This is a genomic window from Nakamurella sp. UYEF19, from assembly GCF_040546275.1.
Taxonomy (GTDB): Bacteria; Actinomycetota; Actinomycetes; order Mycobacteriales; family Nakamurellaceae; genus Nakamurella.
In genome coordinates, this window is the sequence record NZ_JBEPNO010000012.1 from 116,079 (window position 1) to 131,134 (window position 15,056).

The window sequence follows — 15,056 nt, forward strand, 5'->3', positions numbered from 1 at the left end:
CCCGGGTCGTGCCGTCAGCCGATGCAGATCAACGAACGTAGAAGAAGGACACCTTGCAGACCCACGAGATCCGACGTCGATTCCTGGAGTACTTCGAGCGGGCGGGACACACCTACGTCCCGTCGGCCTCGCTGGTGTCCGACGATCCGACGCTGCTGTTCACGGTGGCCGGCATGCAGCAGTTCAAGCCGTACTTCCTTGGCCAGACCACCCCGCCTTTCCCGCGGGCGACGAGCGTGCAGAAGTGCGTCCGCACCCTGGACATCGACAACGTCGGCATCACCACCCGGCACAACACCTTCTTCCAGATGGCCGGCAACTTCTCCTTCGGCGACTACTTCAAGGCCGGCGCGATCAAGTTCGCCTGGGAGTTGGTCACCAACTCCCAGGACGACGGCGGCTACGGCTTCGATCCCGAACGCCTGTGGATCACGGTCTACGAGACCGACGACGAGGCCCACCGGCTGTGGCAGGAGATCGCCGGTATCCCACCGGAGCGAATCCAGCGACTTGGCATGGTGGACAACTTCTGGTCGATGGGTACGCCGGGTCCCTGTGGTCCTGACTCGGAGATCTTCTACGACCGTGGTCCGGAGTACGGGCCGGAAGGTGGACCGGCGGCGTCCGACGGTCGCTACATCGAGATCTGGAATTTGGTCTTCATGCAGGACCAGCGGGGCCCGTCCGATGCGGCGGGCGCGTTCGAGATCCTCGGCCCGCTGCCGCAGCAGAACATCGACACCGGCATGGGCATCGAGCGTGTGGCCTTCCTGCTGCAGGAGGTCGACAACGTCTACGACACCGATCTGTGCCGTCCCATCATCACTGCGATGGAAGACGCCTCCGGCATCAAGTACGGCGCGTCCACCGAGGTGTCCGATGACGATGTAAAGATGCGGATCATCGCCGACCACAGCCGGTCCGCGGTGATGCTGATCTCCGACGGCGTCACGCCCGGCAACGAAGGCGGCGGCTACGTCCTGCGGCGGCTGATCCGGCGGGCGGTCCGGTCCGCGCGGCTGCTGGGGGTTACCGATCCGGTGATGAGCAAGCTGGTCACCGTCGTCTCCGAGCTGATGAGTGATTCCTACCCCGAGATCGCCGACGACCTGGTGCGCATCGAGCGGGTCGCGGTCGCGGAGGAGAACGCCTTCCTCAAGACCATCGCATCGGGGTCCAAGCTGTTCGAGACCGCGGCCGCGCAGACGAAAGCAGCTGGCAGCACCCAGGTCTCCGGCTCTACCGCGTTCGTGCTGCACGACACCCAGGGCTTTCCACTGGATCTCACGCTGGAGATGGCGGCCGAGGCCGGATTGACCGTTGACACAATCGAATTCGACCGTCTGATGCAGGAGCAACGCAGCCGGGCCCGTGCGGATTCCAAGGCGCGCAAGGGCGGTCTGGAGGATCTGACGGTCTACCGGCAGCTGCTCGACGTCGGTCCGACCGAGTTCACCGGGTACGACGAGCTCGAGTCCGAGGGCACCGTCCGCGGCATCATCTCGGGCGGCAACCGGATCCCGGCGGCCGGCGAAGGCCGGACGGTCGAGATCGTACTGGATCGCACGTCCCTGTACGCCGAGTCCGGCGGCCAGGACTCGGACGCCGGAACCATTGTGGGAGATGGTTTCTCGGCCGAGGTGCTGGACGTCCAGAAGATCGACCGCAGGCTGTACGTGCACAAGGTGCGGATCGTGCACGGGGAACTGACCGAAGGTGCGGGGGTGCTGACGAAGGTCGACCCGGACTGGCGTCTCGGCGCGCGGCAGGCGCACAGCGGCACCCACGTCGTGCACGCCGCCCTGCGGCAGGTGCTCGGCCCGGATGCGTTGCAGGCCGGGTCCTACAACAAGCCGGGGTACCTGCGGCTCGACTTCTCCTGGTCCGGTTCGCTGTCCGCGGAGACCCGGAGCGAGATCGAGGAGGTCTCGAACCGGGCCGTCCGCAGCGATCTCGGGGTACGGGTGCTCTACGGCACCCAGCAGGAGGCCCAGGCCATGGGCGCGATCGCGCTGTTCGGCGAGACCTACGACGACACCGTCCGCATCGTCGAGATCGGCGGCCCCTGGTCGGTCGAACTGTGCGGCGGCACGCACGTCGAGCACTCCAGCCAGATCGGTCCGATCGCGCTGACCGCCGAGTCCTCCATCGGCTCCGGGGTCCGGCGGGTCGAGGCAGCGGTCGGGATCGAGGCGTTCCATCGGCTCGCCGCCGAGCGCACCCTGCTGCACGCCGTCGCCGGTTCGCTCAAGGTGCAGCCGGCCGACCTGCCGGCCCGGATCGAGACTCTCGTCGAACGACTGAGGGTTGCCGAGAAGGAACTCGAGAAGTTTAGGGCGACAGCAGCTCTGGCGTCAGCGGGCACGCTCGCCGACGCGGCGATCCCGGTCGGCGAGGTCGACCTGGTCGCCGCGTCGATGCCCGAGGGCACCTCGGCCGCGGATCTGCGGACGCTGGCCACGGATGTCCGCGGTCGCCTGACCGGACGTCCCGCCGTCGTCGCACTGTTCGCCCCCTCGGGGGAGACGGTTTCCTTCGTGGTGGCATTGACCCCGGAGGCCACGGCTGCCAGGGGGCTCAAGGCGGGCGATCTGGTGAAGTCCTTCCTGCCGCTGATCGGCGGTCGGGGCGGCGGGCGCCCCGACCTGGCGCAGGGCGGCGGTACCAATCCAGCGGGGACGGCGGACGCCGTGTCCGCGTTGAAGGGGGCTCTCGGCGGCCCGGCCCAGTGACGCCTCCGGTAGACAGCACCGGAGGCCGTTCGTCGGACGGCTCACAGGTGCCCGTCAGGGGTGTACGTCTGGGTGTCGACGTCGGTAGCGTCAGGGTGGGCGTCGCGAAGAGCGATCCCCACGGCATTCTGGCCACCCCGGTGGTGACCCTGGCTCGGGACGAGTCGGGCCAGACGGATCTGGACGCTCTCCGCGACCTCGTCCTCGAGTACGACGTGGTGGAGGTGGTCGTGGGCCTGCCGAGAACGTTGCGTGGTGCGGTGGGGACTGCTGCCACCGCCGCCCGCAGCTACGGACAACAGTTGGCCGCGAGGGTGGAGCCGGTGCCGGTCGTCTACGTCGACGAACGGTTGACGAGCGTCACTGCCAACCGTGTCCTGGCGGAACGAGGCATCAGGGAGAAGGCCCGACGGTCGGTCGTGGACCAGGCCGCCGCCGTGATGATTCTGCAGATGCGCCTCGACGCTCTGTCATCCGCCCGGGGTGTCCGATGAGCGCCGGGGAGCGACGAGTGCGTAGTGAGCATCGCAGCGAGGGACGAGCGAGGAGCGGAACGCAGCGAGTGATGAGCACTTGCGCGAAGAGGCAGAAGCAATGAGCGACCAGCTGGGAATCTTCGACCGCGGCCGCGACGACGAGACCGGTGAGCTGAACCTCAACGAACTGCGGGCCGCGCTCACCCAGACCGCGTCGGCCGCGCCGCCCCCGCCTGCGAAGCGCACGCAGGCGCGACGTGAACAACGCGCGATCCGCAAGGCGGCAGCCAAGCGCCGCAAGCGCCGGATCCGGCACACCGTCATCGCGGTCCTGGTCCTCGGGATCATCGCCGGCGGCGTCTTCGTCGGCTTCAAGGTGTGGCGCAAGGACTCGACAGCGATCCCGAACTTCACCGGCGACGGCACCAGCGAGACGATCGTCCGGGTGGGCAGCGGCGACTCCCTGACCGACATTGCCGACACGCTCGCCGCGGACGACGTGGTGGCCTCGGCCCAGTCGTTCCTCGATGCTTCGGCCGAGAACGCCGATGTGCGCAAGATCAAGACCGGGTACTACAAGGTGCGACTGCAGGCTTCGGCGGCGGCGGCGGTCGATGCGATCACCGACCCGAGAGCGCGGGTCGGGCAATTGCGGTTGATCCCGGGACGACAGCTCGCCGATGTGACGACCAAGACGGGCGGCGGCGGGGCGGTGACGCCCGGGTTCATCACCGAGATCACCAAGGCGGCGTGCGTGCCGCTGAACGGCGTCAACAACTGCTTCACCGCCGACCGGCTCTGGCAGGTGGAGGAGACGGCCGATCCGGCCACGCTGGGTGTGGTGTCATGGGCGGTTCCGTCCGTGCTGAAGGCGCCGGATCCCAAGAAGCGGCTGGAAGGCATGTTGGTGCCGGGCGACTACGACGTCCCGCCGGGGTCCACTCCGGCCCAGGCCCTGCAGTCCGTGATCCGCCAGTCCACCGCCAACTGGAATTCGATGGACATCGTGGCCGCTGCGAAGGCGATCAGGAAGTCGCCGTACGAGGTGGCGGTGGTGGCCTCGCTCGTCCAGCGCGAGGCCGGAATCGCGGACATGCCAAAAGTCGCCAGGGTGGCCTACAACCGGCTGGCCCGGAACATGAAGCTCGAATTCGACTCGACGGTGAACTACTCCCTCGACCGGGCGCAGATCTCCACCACCGCAACGGAACGGGCGAACACGTCGCCCTACAACACCTATGCGACTGAAGGTCTGCCGCCGACGCCGATCAGTTCGCCCGGTCCGAATGCGATCGATGCCGCCCTGAATCCGGCCGACGGCAACTGGTTGTTCTTCGTGAAGATCGACCTCGACGGCAACTCCTGCTTCTCCGAAACCCTGGCTGCCCACAACATCTGCGTGGCCCAGGCGCGCAAGAACGGCGTGTTCGGCCGATGACGGCGGGGTCGCCACCCCCGGCGGGGTCGCCGCCGCACCGGGCCGCGGTGCTCGGTTCCCCGGTATCCCACTCCCTGTCGCCGGCCCTGCACACGGCCGGGTTCGCCGCGGCCGGACTCAGGGGATGGACCTACGAGCGGATCGAGTGCGACGGGGAACACCTGCCCGAACTGGTCCGCGCCAGTGGCCCGGAGTGGGCCGGGTACTCGGTGACGATGCCGGGCAAGGGGGCCGCAGCCGCCCTGGCGGATGTGGCGAGCGACCGGGTGGCCGTGCTCGGCGTGGCCAACACCCTGTTTCGCGGGCCGAGCGGCTGGCACGCCGAGAACACCGACGTCGACGGCGTTCTCGGTGCGCTGCGGTCCGCTGGAGTGATCCCGCACCGGGTCCTGGTGCTGGGCGGCGGCGGCACGGCCCGGTCCGTGGTGGCCGCGCTGGCCGAACTCGGTGTTGACTCGCTGGTGCTGGCCGGACGTCAGCCGTCCAGCACCGCTGACTGCGTCGAACTGGCGGGCAGGCTGGGCCTTGCGGCTCGTACCTCCGACCTGAGCACCGACCAGATCGCCTCGTGCAGCGCAGAGGTCGACCTGGTCGTCTCCACCCTCCCGGTCGGGGCCGCCGACCACCTGGCCGGAACTCTCGCGGGTGTACCCACCCTGCTGGATGTCCTCTACCATCCGTGGCCCACCCCGCTGGCCGCGGCCGGCCATGCAGGGCGGGTCACCGTCACCGGGCTGGACATGTTGCTGCACCAGGCATTTCGGCAGTTCGAGTTGTTCACCGGGCAACCAGCGCCGATGGCGGCGATGCGGTCCGGATTGCTGCGCGCCACCGGTGCCCGGATCCCGTTGGCGCTCGGGACCGGATGAGTGGTCAGCGAGGTGTTCAGAAGACGGCATCGACCACCGATCGCCGCCGGACCACGCGGTTGGTGGTCGCCCTCTGCGTCGTGCTGGCCTCGGCCGGCTGCATCGGCGCCTCGACGCTGGTCTGGTTCACCGTGCCGGGCGGGGCGTCCATCTCCGGGTGGGGGCACATCTCCGGTGGCCAGGCGGACGGCAACGGCCAGAACATCAACGACGTGCTCGCCGGGCTGACCACTTCCACCTACCGTCCGGGGGTGCTCGCCGTCGTCATCGGGGTGCTGGCCCTGCTGGCCGGCCTCGGCATCGCGCTGGTGGCCAGAGGCGAGAAGCCGCACCGGATCCCGGCCGCCCTGCTCGCGCTGTGCGGTGCGGGCGGACTGACCTGGGGACTGCTGCGGGCACTGTCGCCCGGCGACCTGGCCGGCCTCTATCCCGATGCCTGCAATGGCAGTGGTCTCGGCCCCTGGCTGACGGCGGCGTCCTCGGTGGTGCTGCTCGCGGCTGCCGTCGTCGTGTTTCTCGGGCTGCTCGACCCGCCGCCCCCGGTAGCCCGGCGCGGGATCCAACCGGGCTGACCCCGGGAGCTGCTCTCCAGCGCGTCGGTTGTGGACAACGTCGCCGCGCTGAGGTGCTGTCGTGGGAGGGTGGCGAGGTGCGGGGGCTGGAAGTGCTGGCGATCGCCGGGTCGGTGCTCGTGGGCGCCGCTGCCGGCGGTGCCGTCCGTCTGCTGCTGGCACGGCTCCGGCGCGGGGTGGTGCTGCGTCCCGGACCGAGCGAGGCCGGACTGGCTCTGTTGAACGGTCTCGGGACCTGGTTGTGCTGGGGCCGGCCGACCGTCGGGTTGACCTTGTTGGCCGGTCTCCTGCTGGTCACCCTCAGCGGGGTCGACCTCGTGCACCACCGGCTCCCGGATGCGATCACCCTGGGCGCGCTGCCCACGGCTGCGGTCGCCGTTGTCCTGACGGCCGTCCTCGTCCCTGGGTCCGGATCGCTGCCCTCCGCAGCGATCTCGGCTGCCGCACTGTGGGCAGTCTTCGCCGGGATGTCCCGGATCTCGCGGTCCTGGATGGGCCGGGGCGATGTGAAGCTCATTCCCACCCTCGGTCTGCTGATGGGCTACTTGTCGCCCGTCGCAGTACTCCTCGGTCTGCTGATCGCGTTCGTATCGGGATCGCTCATCGCCCTGGTCGGGCTGGCCATCCGTCGGTTGCACTGGAACTCGGCAATCCCGCTCGGGCCGTCCCTGCTCCTCGGCTGCTGGGTGGTGCTGCTCTTCCCCGGTGCGTTCGTCGGGCGGCTGTGAGCGGGCGGACGTGATCAGGAGGGTGTGATCAGGTGGATGTGATCGGATGTGCGCCGACGACGGCCGCGCAGTCGGCCGGATCGAGGTGGAAGATCTCCGGCGCATCGTCGACCGGGATCACCGACACGCTGAGCTCCCCGTCGGGATACAGCCGCACCAGATTGAAACCTGAGGATCCATAGGTCCTCTCGTGACCCGGCGGAGCGAGCGGATCGGTGCGGATGGCCGTCGACGCTGCCACGGCGACCGGGATCCCACCGAGCAGGCCGGACCCGGCGAGGTGGTGGTGCCCGGCCAGGATGATCCTGACGTCGGAGCCGCGGACCACCGCTGCGAGGGCGGCCCGTGACGGGCGATCGAGGGCGAAGTAGGTCAGCAACGGTGACGGTGGAGGGAGCGGAGCGTGGTGCAGGACGAGGACCGTTCCGCCCGGATGGGGCGTTCGGAGCTCGGTGGCCAACTCCTCGAGGTGACCGGGTTCGAGCACGCCGTGGCCGGCCAGTACCACGGTGGAATCGAGTACCACCACGCGGACCTGGGGTAGCGAGTGGACCTGGAGGATCGGGCCGGGATGGTCGGTCCGCCCGAGCAACTCGGTGTGGAATACCGCGCGGACGTCGTGGTTTCCGGTCGCGTACACAACCACCGGGGCCAGCGGCTCGACGGTCGCCCGCAGCCGGCGGTAGGCGTCTGGATCGCCGGAGTCGGTCAGATCACCGGAGACCACGACGACATCGGGTCGCCGACCGTCGCCGGCTGCCCTGACCACTGCCGCTGCCACCCGGTCGAGGGCGGCGGCCGGGTCGATCACCGCGTTGTAGAGCACGCCAGTGGTCGTCAGGTGGGTGTCGGAGAGGTGGGCGATGACGAGGTCCGGAACCTCCGCCGGCAGACCGTCGGGCGTTGGCAGTCCGGCCGGATCGAAAGGTGGGCCGAATGCCGTCATCGAATCTCCCTGCTGATCGGTGCTGAACGGCTCGTCGGTGCTGAAGGGCGGTCGCGCAGCGGAACCGAGTCGGATGCAAGCGCTCCGTGCTGCCTCGCCCAGTCGGTGATGCCCGGAAGCAGACCGGCCAGCGTCCGCGCTCGTACATCCGGTTCACCCACCCCGCGGTCGAACCGGTCGACCATCGCGGTCCGGGCTCCGGCCAGCTGGGCCGCCGCCAGGTCGTGGAGCCAGCGGTCACCGACGGCCATCAACCGGGTGGGGTCCGAACTCGCGCCGATGCGGTCCAGCGCGGCCGCGACGATCCGCGGCAAGGTGTCGGGTTTGCCGGCGTCGGTGACGACCTCGTCGACGAGTTCGGCCAACCCGATCGCATCGATCACCTCGCGGACACCGATGCGATCGGCGTTGGTCACCACCACGACGTGCACCCCGGTCAGTGCACCGAGCAGTGCGGCGAGGCCTTCCGGCGCGTCCAGGGCGAATGCGGAGGCGGCCAGGTCGACGCGGGAACGCCGATACGCCTCGTCCACCTGGTCTGTGCTCAGACCGGCTGCCGCAGCGAGGATCTCGACGGCCTGGCAGCCGTCCTCGGCCGTGCTCAGATCGACCGCCACGGTGCCGATCGCCTTGCCCTCCAGGAAATAGCGGATCCCGTCGATCAAGGCGGTGGCCCCAGCATCGTCGAGGTGGGCCGCGCAGTGCCGGGCATACGACAGCACCGGCAGATCACCCTCGTACAGGGTGCCGTCGAAGTCGATTAGCAGGGCGAGTGGGTCCGGCACAGGTCGAATCGTAGGGCCGATGCTGACTGCGGAGACACCGAAGCCCTCCTCGCCGACCGGATTTGGTGGGCGGGGAGGGCTCTGGTGGAACAGGTGGGTCAGACGCGGGACTTGCTGCCGAACCGGGTCCAGAGGAACAGCACGATGATCGCGCCGATGATGGAACCGACGATCCCGGAGAGCTGGAAGAACCCGTTCTGGCCGTCTTTGTGGAAGAGCAGGTAGCCGAGGAAGCCGCCGACGAACGATCCGATGATGCCCAGCACGATGGTGGCCGGGATCGAGAGGTTCTGCTTGCCGGGGACGACGAGTCGTGCGATGGCGCCGGCGATCAGGCCGATGACGATCAGACTGATGATGAGGCCGAGCATGTTTTCTCCCTAGGGGTGCGCGCGGAGTCTTTCTCCGAGCCCTAGCGGGAGTTTCCCGGATAGGGAGATTCTGATCGGCTGATCGCAGCGACCCGGGGTGTCTGATCTGGGACGACACGGCGTGTCGACCACGATTGTGGAGCCGATTAGTGTATGACCTAAAGCATGGCCAGTTTGTACAAGAAGATCATCAACGGCAGCCCGTACTACTACCTGCGGGAAATGGCCCGGGTCGACGGCACACCGAAGATGGTGTCGGAGCGTTACCTGGGATCGGCAGCGGACATCGTCGCCGCGATCGACGCGGTGGACGCGGCGATGCTTCCGCAGCGGATCGGACATCTGAAGTTCGGTGACCTCGCCGCGGTGTGGACGCTGCTGACCGACCTGGACGTGATCGGTGTGATCGACGAGGTGGTCGGCGGGCGGCGCAGCGACGCGGGCGCCTCCGTCGGGCAATACCTGGCGCTGGCCGCGTTGGGCCGACTGGTGGCGCCGGGCTCGAAACGTGCTTTCGCGACCTGGTGGGCCACCACCGCCGCCGACCGGTTCACCAAAATCAGCACCAAGGTGTTGGACCACCGGAAGTTCTGGGACGCCATGCACCAAGTCGATGCCGCTGCCCTGCAGGACATCTCGACCCGGCTGGCGAGCAAGATGATCGGCAAGTTCGACCTGGACGTCTCCAGCGTCGCCCTGGACATGACGAATTTCGCCACCTACATCGACACCACCAACGACAAAGCGCCGATCGCGCAACGCGGCAAGGCGAAACAGAAACGCACCGACCTCCGCCTCGTCGGACTCGGGATGGTCGTCACCCGCACCGGCGGCGTGCCCCTGGTCTGGCACGCCTACCCCGGGAACCGGCCCGACGTCACCCAATTCCCCGCCCTGATCGACCACCTCGCCGGCGACTACACCCAGCTGGCCGACACCGCCGACCGCACTGCCGGCGCCGACGGTTCGGGTGGTGTTGTGGGTGTGGGCGGCGGTAGCGGCGGCGGGAACCTCGGATCGATGACGGTGGTGTTCGACGCCGGGCAGAACTCAGAAGCCAACTTCGAACACCTCACCGCGTCGGGATTGCACTACGTCGGGTCCGTCCCGCCCTCGGACTGCCCCGATTTGTTGGCGCTGCCGGCAACGGACCGCGCAGCCGTCGACGCCGACCGGTACCCCGGCGTCACCGCGATCGACACCCACCGGAAGGTATACGGCCAGGACCGCCGGGCGGTGCTGATCCATTCCCAGTCGCTGCACGAGGATCAGGCCCGATCGTTCACCGGTACCACCCTGGCCAAAGTCGGACGGTTGTTGGACGAGTTGGCCGCGACGTTGGCCCGCGGGAAAACCCGCCGCACCGTCGAGCAACTGGACGCCGAAATCGGGAAGATCACCCACGACCACTGGGTGAAAGCGGTCATCGACTGGGAATTGTCCGGGGACACCCCCGCCGAGCGGCGACTGACCTGGACCGTGAACGAGCGGAAACGGAAAGCGTTGGAGGAAAGGGTGTTCGGCAAACGGATCCTGATCACCGACCAGCAGGACTGGCCCGTCGTCGACGTTGTTGCCGCCTACCGATCCCAATCGGAAATCGAATTCGGTTTCCGCCAACTCAAAGACCCCCACGACGTGTCGTTCTCCCCGATGTTCCACTGGACCGACAACAACATCGCCGTGCACACCTTCACCTGCGTCCTGGCTCTGCAAATCGCCCACCTGATGCGACTCACAGCCCGCCGCAACGGCCACGACCTATCCGTCAAGGCCCTCCTGGACACCCTCGGCGGCATCGAGGAATCCGTACTGATCTACCCCTGCACCGGCGGCCGACCCAAAGCCCGCCGCATGCTCACCACCATGACCGGTGACCAACAAGCCCTCCACGACCTGTTCGACCTCGCCCGCTGGGCACCAAAGGCAGCGACTTAGGTCATACACAAACCCGGCCTCAGAACCATCCCTGACCAGCACAAACAGCGCCCACGCTCAACCTAGCCGGGAAAGTCCCGCTAGGTGCCCAGGAAGTCGCAGGGCCAACCAAGATTGTGCAGACCGATTTTGCGAGTTCCTTACTTCCGGCCGCGGCCGGGACTGCGGCTCTGCTCTATCTGCAGTTGGTTCAGGCAGGTGGCGGCAGCGACGATCGCGTCCGGTTCGAGGATCACCACTGCCTTGCGTCCAGCGATACCCGCCTTGATCTAGTTGATCAGGGCCACGTAGGCGGCCGCAGTGGGTTCGCCGCCGCTGGATTACGAGTTGCAGTCCCGATTCGTGATGGCGTAGGGGGTGAAGACGGGAACCCCGCCGGCTGCGCTGGCGGCGGACTGGATCGTGTTGACGTAGCTCAGGTTCAGGATGTCGGGGCCAGCGCCGTGCTGCCGACGATCGTCGCAGGGGCCGTCATCACAGAAAGCAACGTTCTGGGATGTCGCAGAGAGCGACTGGTGTGGGACATGGGTGCTCAGGAAAAGGCTCCGACCGGCACCGAGAACGCTCACTTTCCGTAGTCGTCAGCAGATACCGTGCCGACTATGACGAGTGGTAGTGACCCTTGGTGAGCAGACCGGCGATCGCGTCGAGGACGGTCTCGTCACCGGCGAACGGGCCAGCCGGGCGTGGCCAGTGGAGGACGACGTCGGTAAAACCAAGCGCCTGGGCACGGTCGGCCGAGGTGGTGAACGAGTCGAGCGAGGTGAACGAGTAGCCCGGAGCGGAGTCCATGGAGAGGTACCGACGGATGGCGGCCGGGTCGCGACCAGCGCCGGCCGCCGCGGTTTCGAAGATCTCCACCAGTTCGGCCAACCGCGCCCACCAGCCTTCCGTGCCCAGGTCCAGGTCGGGCCCGGTGGTGGCCCAGCCGTCGTATCCGCTGGCAAGACGGACCGACCTCGGCCCGTTGCCGGCCACCACCAGCTGGATCCGGGAGCGGGTGCCAGCCGGTTGCATCCGGGCGCGATCCGCGGTGAAGTACTGGCCGACCTTGCTGGTCTCGGGTTGGCGCAGCAGCAGATCGGTGAGGGCGACGAACTCGGTCAGCCGGTCGACCCGCTGCCCTGGGGTGAGCTCCGGGTGGCCGAGCACCGTCGCATCCCAGCCGAGGCCACCGGCGCCGATGGCGGCGATCATCCGGCCGCGCCCGGTCCGGCCTGGTGCGTCGCCGGCGAGGTCGTCCAGCGAGAGCAGCTCCTTCGCGTAGGGCACCGGGTGGCGGAAGTTCGGCGACGTCACCCAGGTGCCAAGATCCAGGCTGGTCGTGGCAGCCGCGGCGGTGGCCAGTGTGGTGACGGTCGCGTACCAAGGCTCGTCCGCCAGGTCCCGCCAGGCCAGGTGGTCGTAGGTCCAGCCGTGGGCAAAACCCCTGTCCTCCAGGGATTTCCACCGCAGACGCGTCTCGGCCGCTGGGAACTGGGGAAGGATGACGACGCCGACCTGCATGGGTGCGAACCTACCGGGTACTGGTAGTACTGGCTGGTCACACCAGAAGGCGACCGGCATTGGACAACGACGTGACGAACAAGTCACACAAGAGGAGCTCGCAGATGAGCGCAGTACCCAACGTCCTGCTGAACAACGGCGTCGAAATTCCGCAGCTGGGTTTCGGCGTCTTCCAGATCAAGCCCGCGGATACCGTCGAGGCGGTCACCAAGGCTCTGGAGATCGGCTACCGCCACATCGACACCGCTCAGATGTACGGCAACGAGAAGGAGGTCGGCCAGGCCATCGCGCAATCCGGCCTCGACCGCTCCGAGATCTTCGTGACCAGCAAGCTGAACAACAACCAGCACGGCTATGACGACGCCCTCACCGCGTTCGACAAGACCCTGTCCGACCTGGGCCTGGAGAAGGTGGACCTGTTCCTCATCCACTGGCCGCTGGCCACGGTGCGGAACTTCGTCGACACCTGGAAGGCGTTCGAGACCATCTACTCCGAGGGCCGCTCCCGGTCGATCGGTGTCTCGAACTTCCAGCCGCACCACCTGCGCAGCCTGCACGAGCAGACCACGGTGCCGCCGGCCGTCAACCAGATCGAGGTGCACCCGTACCTGACGCAGGAGCCGCTGCGTGCCTTCGACGACGAGCACGGCATCAAGACCGAGGCCTGGTCGCCGATCGCGCAGGGCAAGGTGCTGGACGATCCGACCATCACCGCCATCGCGAAGGAGTACGACAAGACGCCGGCCCAGGTCGTCCTGCGCTGGCACGTGCAGCACGGCAGCATCATCTTCCCGAAGTCCGTCACCCCGGAGCGGATGAAGGAGAACTTCGAGATCTTCGACTTCGAGTTGGCGCCCGCCGACATGGGGTCGATCTCCGCGCTCAACAAGGACGAGCGGACGGGTCCCGACCCGGACGTCTTCGACTACGTTCCCGCCTGAGCCATCTGATCCATCGCCGTTGTTGCTGACTTCGGGCGGCTTGCTGCCGCCCGAAGTCAGCCGGTGAGTTCCAGACCTGAGGTCCGGAACCGTGTCTTCCCCGTGTTGGCCGTCTTCGGCTCGTACATCTCGCCCCATTCGAGCAGAGCCGATCCGGTCCACGTCGAGAAGCCGGCTCCGGCCAGCGGCGCTGAAGGCAACGCCCGCCACCCTCTGGTCGCGGGGTCGTATGTCGAGGCGCCTCCGGGGTAGGTGGCCCTACCGCCCGGCGTGGTGGTGCAGGTACTCGTGTCGTAGGCCAACAGGGAGTTGCCGGTCCACAGGAAGTCGGCACTCAGATCGTCGTCGGGTCCGTGGGGGAGTTCCGTCAGCGTTCCGGTGGCAGGGTCGGCCAACACCGAGTGCAGATTGAAGCGGTAGGGCCCCGCACAGAACCCGCAGTAGGGCTGTCCGGCCGGGAAGAGCAGGTTCGATCCGGAGGTCGATCCCAGGGCCAGGATCCTGGGGGCCACCGTGCCCGCCTTCGATGCCAGACGGTTCGAGGTCGACTGTCCGTTTCCGTCCAGAGTGAAGCCGTCAGTACCGAAGGTCGACTCGGTGGTGTTGTTGCCGACCGGATGGCTGTCGAGCCAGTAGACGAAGAGATAGACCGAAGATCCAATGGCAGCACTGGTCACCAGTTGCGCATGATGGTGCGGATCGAGTCGGACTGCTGTCTCCGCGGTCCAGGAATTCGTCTGCGGATCGTAGAACCGGACAAATGCGGAGGTCTCGCCATCGAGGACGACGACCAGCGCCACGCGTGACCCGGTCCAGACCGCCTGTACGGACAGTCGGTGCGATGAATCTGCGCGCGGGAGGTTCGGCGGCGTAGCCACCCTGATCCAGGAGCGTGTGCCAGGCGTGTACAGCGCGCCGTCCTCCAGTGGGCCGCCTGTGGCGTCCTGACCTCCCCAGACGAAGAGGGAGGTGCCGGTCCACACCGATACGGCGCCTGATCGCGCACCGATCGGCGCCGTAAGCAGGGTGGTCCAGGCGCGAGTCGCCGGATCGTAGGAGGCGCCGTCCGCGAAATATTTGCTGGTCTGCATGGTGTTGCCGCCCCAGATGATCCACGCCGTGCCGGTCCAGGCGCTGGCCCCGTTCTCCCGTCCGACGATCGGCGCGTCCGGGAGTGCCGACCACCGTGGGTGCCGGAACACCGGTCGTGGCGTGTTGGTCGTACCTCCGCCGGATGCAGCGAGAGTGCTTGTGCTACTGGTAATTCCACTACTCGCGCCGGTGGTTGCAGTACTTCCGGTCCTCGCGCTCTGCCCCGCACAGCCGGCGACCAGTGCAGCGGTGGCAAGGAGAGCCATGGCTGCCCGGCCATGACGTCCGGCCCGTCGCCGCACCGTTCCGCGTCCGTCCATGACGACCAGACGGCGCACGGCGGGCCAGGGGTTGCGCGGATCAAGCGTCAATCTGCATTGACAGATCCGCATTGTCAATCTACATTGACAACATGACGGACAACACGACAACAGGAACCGACCTCGCGCAGGCGGCGAGCAGCGGCGATCCGGCGGAGGGGCTTCGCGCGGTGCGCGCGCTGCGCGAGCTCGCTGACCGGCTCGAGACGTTGCAGGTCGGGCAGGCCCGCGATCTGGGCTGGTCCTGGCAGGAGATCGCCTCGCACATCGGGGTCAGCCGTCAGGCGGTCCACAAGAAGTACAGCCACGCCGAGCGTCACTTCTTCGGAAAGGAAAGGTAGC

At 67.6% G+C, this 15,056-nt stretch carries 14 protein-coding genes; 9 read left to right on the plus strand and 5 right to left on the minus strand.

The features are described from left to right. Positions 1-53 precede the first annotated feature (53 nt). The 6 genes from alaS (at position 54) to ABIB25_RS17045 (ending at position 6,815) form a co-directional block, all read left to right on the plus strand. On the plus strand, positions 54-2,732 hold the full coding sequence (gene alaS / locus ABIB25_RS17020) for an alanine--tRNA ligase (RefSeq protein ID WP_354529669.1): 2,679 nt from the start codon (positions 54-56) through the stop codon (positions 2,730-2,732). 47 nt (positions 2,733-2,779) lie between these two features. Beyond that, positions 2,780-3,226, plus strand: a complete 447-nt coding sequence (gene ruvX / locus ABIB25_RS17025) for a Holliday junction resolvase RuvX (protein ID WP_354529670.1) — start codon at positions 2,780-2,782, stop codon at positions 3,224-3,226. Positions 3,227-3,326: 100 nt separating this feature from the next. Further along, complete coding sequence (gene mltG / locus ABIB25_RS17030) at positions 3,327-4,646, plus strand: endolytic transglycosylase MltG (protein ID WP_354529671.1); 1,320 nt, start codon at positions 3,327-3,329, stop codon at positions 4,644-4,646. Then, a complete protein-coding gene (locus ABIB25_RS17035) occupies positions 4,643-5,515 on the plus strand; it encodes a shikimate dehydrogenase (RefSeq protein WP_354529672.1) in 873 nt (290 codons plus the stop codon). Before mltG ends, ABIB25_RS17035 begins: the two co-directional genes overlap by 4 nt. Beyond that, positions 5,512-6,087 (plus strand): hypothetical protein, encoded by a 576-nt coding sequence (locus ABIB25_RS17040; RefSeq protein WP_354529673.1) that lies wholly within the window; start codon positions 5,512-5,514, stop codon positions 6,085-6,087. Before ABIB25_RS17035 ends, ABIB25_RS17040 begins: the two co-directional genes overlap by 4 nt. A 77-nt stretch (positions 6,088-6,164) precedes the next feature. Continuing rightward, a complete protein-coding gene (locus ABIB25_RS17045; RefSeq protein WP_354529674.1) occupies positions 6,165-6,815 on the plus strand; it encodes a prepilin peptidase in 651 nt (216 codons plus the stop codon). Between the two features lie 28 nt (positions 6,816-6,843). On the opposite strand, the gene ABIB25_RS17050 is transcribed toward ABIB25_RS17045, so the two are convergent. From ABIB25_RS17050 to ABIB25_RS17060, 3 genes are all read right to left on the minus strand, one after another. Next, the gene (locus tag ABIB25_RS17050; RefSeq protein WP_354529675.1) at positions 6,844-7,761 is read right to left on the minus strand and encodes a metallophosphoesterase family protein; all 918 of its coding nucleotides are present in this window, start codon (positions 7,759-7,761) and stop codon (positions 6,844-6,846) included. Then, the gene (locus tag ABIB25_RS17055) at positions 7,758-8,546 is read right to left on the minus strand and encodes an HAD family hydrolase (protein WP_354529676.1); all 789 of its coding nucleotides are present in this window, start codon (positions 8,544-8,546) and stop codon (positions 7,758-7,760) included. Before ABIB25_RS17055 ends, ABIB25_RS17050 begins: the two co-directional genes overlap by 4 nt. A gap of 98 nt (positions 8,547-8,644) precedes the next feature. Beyond that, positions 8,645-8,917: a GlsB/YeaQ/YmgE family stress response membrane protein gene (locus tag ABIB25_RS17060; RefSeq protein ID WP_354529677.1), complete on the minus strand. Its 273-nt coding sequence runs from the start codon at positions 8,915-8,917 to the stop codon at positions 8,645-8,647. Positions 8,918-9,082: 165 nt separating this feature from the next. On the opposite strand from ABIB25_RS17060, the gene ABIB25_RS17065 reads away from it, so the two are divergent. Further along, positions 9,083-10,855, plus strand: coding sequence for an IS1634 family transposase (locus ABIB25_RS17065; protein WP_354529678.1), 1,773 nt, complete (start codon positions 9,083-9,085; stop codon positions 10,853-10,855). Positions 10,856-11,455: 600 nt separating this feature from the next. Here ABIB25_RS17065 and ABIB25_RS17070 read toward each other — a convergent pair. After that, entirely contained in the window at positions 11,456-12,361 is a 906-nt protein-coding gene (locus ABIB25_RS17070; protein WP_354529679.1) for an LLM class flavin-dependent oxidoreductase, read from the minus strand. Positions 12,362-12,465: 104 nt separating this feature from the next. Here ABIB25_RS17070 and ABIB25_RS17075 point away from each other — a divergent pair, with 104 nt between their 5' ends. After that, positions 12,466-13,302 carry an aldo/keto reductase gene (locus ABIB25_RS17075; RefSeq protein ID WP_354529680.1) on the plus strand — a complete coding sequence of 279 codons (837 nt, stop codon included), beginning with the start codon at positions 12,466-12,468 and terminating at the stop codon, positions 13,300-13,302. Positions 13,303-13,358: 56 nt separating this feature from the next. Here ABIB25_RS17075 and ABIB25_RS17080 read toward each other — a convergent pair whose 3' ends face one another. Continuing rightward, on the minus strand, positions 13,359-14,504 hold the full coding sequence (locus ABIB25_RS17080; protein WP_354529681.1) for a Kelch repeat-containing protein: 1,146 nt from the start codon (positions 14,502-14,504) through the stop codon (positions 13,359-13,361). Positions 14,505-14,806: 302 nt separating this feature from the next. On the opposite strand from ABIB25_RS17080, the gene ABIB25_RS17085 reads away from it, so the two are divergent. Beyond that, positions 14,807-15,055, plus strand: coding sequence for an RNA polymerase subunit sigma-70 (locus ABIB25_RS17085; protein ID WP_354529682.1), 249 nt, complete (start codon positions 14,807-14,809; stop codon positions 15,053-15,055). Position 15,056: the final 1 nt, after the last annotated feature.